The following is a 6,163-nucleotide window of genomic DNA, read 5'->3' on the forward strand; positions in this document are numbered from 1 at the left end:
TCATCATGGTCAACCTGCCCCGCGATCGTATGGATCAAGTCGTCAAGCGTTTCGAGATGCTCGAAGCGCAGATGTCGGCCGGCCCGGCGCCGGATGCCTATGTACGGATGGCGTCCGAATATGCCGAAATCCAGGACGTGGTGGCCAAGGTCAGGGCACTGCGCCTGGCCGAGCATGAGCAGGCCGACCTCAAAGCCATGCTTGCCGACAAGGGCACCGATGCCGAGATGCGGGCGCTTGCCGAGGCCGACCTGCCGGAGGTCGAGGAACGCATCGAGGCGCTGCAGAGGGACATCCAAATCCTGCTGTTGCCCAAGGATGCCGCCGACGACAAGAACGCCATCCTCGAAATTCGCGCCGGAACCGGCGGCGATGAGGCCGCCCTTTTCGCCGGCGACCTGTTTCGCATGTATGAGCGCTACGCTGCCGAACATGGCTGGCGTTTCGAGACGGCTTCGGCCAGTGAAGGCGATGCCGGCGGCTACAAGGAAATCATCGCCACCGTGTCGGGCAAGGGCGTCTTTGCGCATCTGAAATTTGAATCCGGCGTGCACCGCGTGCAGCGCGTGCCGGCGACCGAGGCGAGCGGGCGCATCCACACGTCGGCGGCCACCGTCGCGGTGCTGCCGGAAGCCGAAGAGGTCGACATCGACATCAGGGCCGAAGACATCCGCATCGACACGATGCGCGCCTCGGGTTCAGGCGGCCAGCACGTCAACACCACTGATTCGGCCGTTCGCATCACTCATTTGCCGACTGGCATCATGGTGGTGCAGGCGGAGAAGTCGCAGCATCAGAATCGGGCGAAGGCCATGCAGATCCTGCGCGCCCGGCTCTATGACCTGGAGCGCGGCAAGGCTGACGAGGAGCGTTCCGAATCGCGCAAGTCGCAGGTCGGTTCCGGCGACCGCTCTGAACGCATCCGCACCTATAATTTCCCGCAAGGCCGCGTCACCGACCACCGCATCAACCTGACGCTCTACAAGCTCGACCGGGTGATGATGGGCGAACTCGACGAGATCATCAACGCGCTGATCGCCGATCACCAGTCGAAGCTGCTTGCCGACATCGGCATCGATGGCTGATCAACTGCCCGAGACGCTCGGGCCGCTGCTGCGGGAAGCGCAGGCTCGGCTTGCCGCTGCAGTTACCAATGATCCGGCGCTCGATGCGCGGCTGATCGTCGAGCATTTTTCCGGCACCACGCGTACGCAAGCCATCGCGGACCCCGAACGCAAGGTCGACGCCGATATTGTTGCCGAAATCGACGCTGCCTTGCGGCGCCGCGCCGGCGGTGAGCCGGTGCACCGCATCCTCGGCTATCGTGAATTCTATGGTTTACGCCTGTCGCTGTCGCCGGAAACGCTGGAGCCGCGGCCGGATACCGAAACGCTGGTCGAGGCTGTGTTGCCCTTCGTCAAGGCAATTGCGGCGCGGGAGGGCGTATGCCGGATCCTCGATCTTGGCACCGGCACCGGCGCCATTGCGCTGGCGCTGCTCAGTGCCGTGCCGACAGCTACGGCCACCGGTGTCGATCTGTCCGCGGGCGCGTTGGCGACGGCGACCCGCAATGCCGGGCAGTTGGGCCTTGCAAGGCGGTTCACAGCGCTGCAGTCGGACTGGTTTGAAAAAGTTTCGGGCCGGTACCATGTAATTGCCGCAAACCCTCCCTATATACCCTCTGAAGACATAGGAAATCTGCAGGACGAAGTCCGCAATTTCGACCCGCGCTTGGCCTTGGATGGCGGCGCGGATGGTCTGAACCCCTATAGGATCATCGCCGCGGAGGCGGCGAGGTTTTTGGAAACTGAAGGCAGGATTGCGGTCGAGATCGGCCACACGCAGCACGATCAAGTCTCGGAGATATTCACAGTTGCCGGCTACGTGCCGGGTGGTGCTTTTCGGGATCTTGGCGGAAACGACAGGGTTCTTGTCTTTGAAAGGATAAAGCCTTGATGCAGTGCAAAAAAGCGCTTGGCAATGCCGGGGAATGCGGCTAGGGTCGCCTTAACCGGATGAGACGAAGCAGGCAGTGCTCTTAGCGATTCGGTTTTCCTTGGAAATAGCTGCCTTCTTGCGCAAACGATGCCCAAGCTTCGTGCGGGAATCGTCCGGCAAGTGATGTAACCGGAACAGGATGGCACGTGGCGCCAACGCAATTGATGCGGGCGAACGCCGGTGAAGAGACGAAGCGGCTGGCTGCATGAGCGCCTCCGTTCGTGAAGAGTTTTCGAAAATTTCAAGATGAAGAGAGTTTGATGAGGCCACAACAGCAGAACAGGCGCATGCGCGGTCGCAACAACAATGGCGGCGGCAGCAACAATAACAACAATAACAACAACAACCGCAAGGGGCCGAACCCCCTGACGCGCAACTACGAGAGCAATGGCCCGGACGTCAAGATCCGCGGTTCGGCTCAGCAGATCGCCGAAAAATACGCCACCCTTGCCCGCGACGCGCAAAGCTCCGGCGATCGGGTCATGGCGGAGAATTATCTCCAGCACGCCGAACATTACAATCGCATCATCGCGGCCGCGCAGGCGCAGATGCCGATCCAGAACACGCAGCAGAATCGCGATGATTTCGACGATGACGGCGACGAGGATCGCGACGATTTCGACAATGCCAGCAACAACAGCAATACCGTTTCCGATGCCCAAGTGCCGGTGATCAACCATGGCGCCGGCCCGCAGCCGGTCATCGAAGGCATGCCGGCCGAGGTTGCGCTCAACCGGGAAGGTGGCCGCGACAATCGTGACAATAGCGGGCGTGACAACAGCGGACGTGACAATAGCGGGCGCAACAGTGGTGGCCGCGACAACAGTGGCGCACGCCATCGCGATCGTCGCCCCAATGGCGGTTACGGTCAGCGGGATTATTCGTCGTCCGCCGAGCAAGGTGGTCAGTCCCGGGGCAACGAGGCTCCGGTTCAGGCCGAAACCGCTTCGCCGACCGAGTCCGTTGCGGCGGCCGAACCCGCTCCGTTGTTCGAGAACCTTTCGCCGGCGGGTCTTGCCGCCCAGGCCGAGCTCAATGAGGCGGCCGCCGAAAGCGGTGCTGCCCGTCGCCCGAGGCGTCCGCGCCGTCCGCGCGTCAACGCCAATCAGGTCGATGGCGGTGGCGACAGTGCCGAAGGCGGCGAGGTGACAGCGGCCCCGGCCGACAGCGGCAACGCTGAACCGGCAATTGTCGACATCGACAACTGATCGAACGACATTTCAACACATTGAGCGGCGGGGAGAAATCTCCGCCGTTTTTGTTTTGTGCCGCGATGGCATATTATGCGTTGACCGACATCAAGGCGTCTTGAGACAGCATGGCCTACGCACCATATCTCGGCTGAACAGGATCCGGCTCGAATGGGCGGATTCGTCACCGCAATCTGATCCGGTGCCGCAAAGCGGGCCGGTGATGGAAGGAGACAGATATGAACCTTGAGAAATACTCAGAGCGCGTGCGCGGCTTCATCCAGTCCGCGCAGACCATGGCGCTCTCCCGCAACCACCAGCAGTTCACGCCTGAACACATCCTGAAAGTGCTCGTCGACGATGACGAGGGCCTTGCCGCATCGCTGATCGAGCGCGCCGGCGGTAATGCCCGCGACGTCAAGCTTGGCGTCGAGACGGCGCTCGAGGCGATGCCCAAGGTCGAGGGCGGCAATGGCCAGCTCTATCTGGCGCAGCCGCTGGCAAAAGTGTTCTCGACCGCCGAGGAACTGGCCAAGAAGGCCGGCGACAGTTTTGTCACCGTCGAGCGGCTGCTGCAGGCGCTCGCCATGGAGAAATCGGCCAAGACCGCCGACATCCTGGCCAAGGCCGGCGTCACCGCGCAGGCACTCAACCAGGTCATCAACGACGTCCGCAAGGGCCGCACCGCCGATTCAGCGAGTGCCGAACAGGGCTACGACGCGCTGAAGAAATATGCGCGCGACCTGACCGCGGATGGGCGTGCCGGCAAGCTCGATCCGGTGATTGGCCGTGACGACGAGATCCGACGCACCATCCAGGTGCTGTCGCGCCGCACCAAGAACAATCCGGTGCTGATCGGTGAACCGGGCGTCGGCAAGACAGCGATCGCCGAAGGCCTGGCGCTGCGCATCGTCAATGGCGACGTGCCGGAATCGCTGAAGGACAAGCAATTGATGGCGCTCGACATGGGCGCGCTGATTGCCGGCGCCAAATACCGCGGCGAGTTCGAGGAGCGGCTGAAGGCCGTGCTCTCCGAAGTCACCTCGGCCAGCGGCAACATCATCCTGTTCATCGACGAGATGCACACGCTGGTCGGTGCCGGAAAGGCGGATGGCGCCATGGATGCGTCGAACCTGTTGAAGCCCGCGCTTGCGCGCGGTGAACTGCACTGTGTCGGCGCCACCACGCTCGACGAGTACCGCAAGCATGTCGAGAAAGATGCAGCCCTTGCCCGGCGCTTCCAGCCGGTGTTCGTCGATGAGCCTACGGTGGAGGACACCGTTTCGATCCTGCGCGGCCTGAAGGAAAAATACGAGCAGCACCACAAGGTGCGTATCTCGGATTCGGCGCTGGTGGCGGCGGCGACGTTGTCCAACCGCTACATCGCCGACCGCTTCCTGCCGGACAAGGCGATCGACCTCGTCGACGAGGCCGCATCGCGACTGCGCATGCAGGTCGATTCCAAGCCCGAAGCACTGGACGAGATCGATCGCCGCATCATGCAGCTCAAGATCGAGCGCGAAGCGCTGAAGGTCGAGACGGACGATGCCTCGAAGGACCGACTCGCCCGCCTGGAAAAGGAACTCGTCGGCCTCGAAGAGGAATCGACCGAGATCACCGCCAAGTGGCAGGCCGAGAAGCAGAAGCTCGGGCTCGCCGCTGACCTCAAGAAGCAGCTCGACGAGGCGCGCAACGACCTCGCCATTGCCCAGCGCAAGGGTGAGTTCCAGCGCGCCGGCGAGCTGGCCTATGGCAAGATCCCGGAACTGGAAAAGAAGCTGAAGCAGGCCGAGGCCCAGGACGGCAAGGTCGGCATGGTCGAAGAGGTGGTCACCCCCGACCACGTCGCCCATATTGTCTCGCGCTGGACCGGCATTCCGGTCGACAAGATGCTGCAGGGCGAGCGCGACAAGCTGCTGCGCATGGAAGACGAGATCGGCAAGCGCGTCGTCGGCCAGGGCGAAGCGGTGCAGTCTGTCTCGAAGGCCGTGCGTCGGGCGCGTGCGGGCTTGCAGGATCCGAACCGGCCGATCGGCTCGTTCATGTTCCTCGGACCGACGGGTGTCGGCAAGACCGAACTGACCAAGGCGCTGGCGAACTTCCTGTTCGACGACGAAAGCGCGATGGTGCGCATCGACATGTCGGAGTTCATGGAGAAGCACTCGGTTGCCCGGCTGATCGGCGCGCCTCCCGGCTATGTCGGCTATGAGGAAGGCGGCGCGCTGACCGAAGCGGTGCGGCGGCGGCCTTATCAGGTCGTGCTGTTCGACGAGATCGAAAAGGCACATCCCGATGTCTTCAACGTGCTGTTGCAGGTGCTCGACGACGGCCGCCTGACCGATGGCCAGGGCCGTACCGTCGACTTCCGCAACACGCTGATTATCATGACCTCGAACCTCGGTGCTGAATATCTCGTCAATCTCGGCGAGGACCAGGATGTCGATGTGGTTCGCGACGAGGTGATGAATGTCGTCAGGGCATCGTTCCGGCCGGAGTTCCTCAACCGTGTCGACGAGGTGATCCTGTTCCACCGGCTGCGCCGGCAGGATATGGGCCGCATCGTCGAGATCCAGCTCAAGCGGCTGGAGAGCCTGCTTGTCGACCGCAAGATCACGCTATCGCTGGATCAGGAGGCGATCGACTGGCTGGCAGCCAAGGGTTACGACCCGGCCTATGGCGCGCGGCCGCTGAAGCGAGTGATGCAGAAGGAGTTGCAGGATCCTCTGGCGGAGAAGGTCCTGCTTGGCGACATTCTCGACGGCTCGACCGTCAAGGTGACAGCCGGTTCCGACCGGCTGAACTTCCGCTCTAAGCCGACGATCGTCGCGGCGGAAGCGGCAGCCTGATCCAACGCCGCGCGTCCATTCTGGATGCGCGGCGTCTTAGGTCTTGACCGCGCTCAGACAGATATGAGATTCTTGCAGTTGAGGAGGGGTTCTCCGTAACTCGGGTTGCGAAGCTCGAATCATAGGAGA

The 6,163-nt window shown here is 62.6% G+C and carries 4 protein-coding genes; all 4 read left to right on the forward strand.

Annotated features, from left to right (window positions below; all coding sequences use genetic code 11):
• Nucleotides 1-5: 5 nt before the first annotated feature.
• The gene (gene prfA / locus NKH57_RS08455; RefSeq protein ID WP_352943478.1) at nucleotides 6-1,085 is read left to right on the forward strand and encodes a peptide chain release factor 1; all 1,080 of its coding nucleotides are present in this window, start codon (nucleotides 6-8) and stop codon (nucleotides 1,083-1,085) included.
• Nucleotides 1,078-1,956 carry a peptide chain release factor N(5)-glutamine methyltransferase gene (gene prmC, locus NKH57_RS08460; protein ID WP_352943480.1) on the forward strand — a complete coding sequence of 293 codons (879 nt, stop codon included), beginning with the start codon at nucleotides 1,078-1,080 and terminating at the stop codon, nucleotides 1,954-1,956. Before prfA ends, prmC begins: the two co-directional genes overlap by 8 nt.
• A gap of 302 nt (nucleotides 1,957-2,258) precedes the next feature.
• Entirely contained in the window at nucleotides 2,259-3,206 is a 948-nt protein-coding gene (locus NKH57_RS08465; protein WP_352943482.1) for a DUF4167 domain-containing protein, read from the forward strand.
• Between the two features lie 221 nt (nucleotides 3,207-3,427).
• Entirely contained in the window at nucleotides 3,428-6,034 is a 2,607-nt protein-coding gene (clpB, locus tag NKH57_RS08470; protein ID WP_352943484.1) for an ATP-dependent chaperone ClpB, read from the forward strand.
• Nucleotides 6,035-6,163: the final 129 nt, after the last annotated feature.

Source organism: Mesorhizobium sp. M1050, assembly GCF_040318715.1.
Classification (GTDB): Bacteria; Pseudomonadota; Alphaproteobacteria; order Rhizobiales; family Rhizobiaceae; genus Mesorhizobium.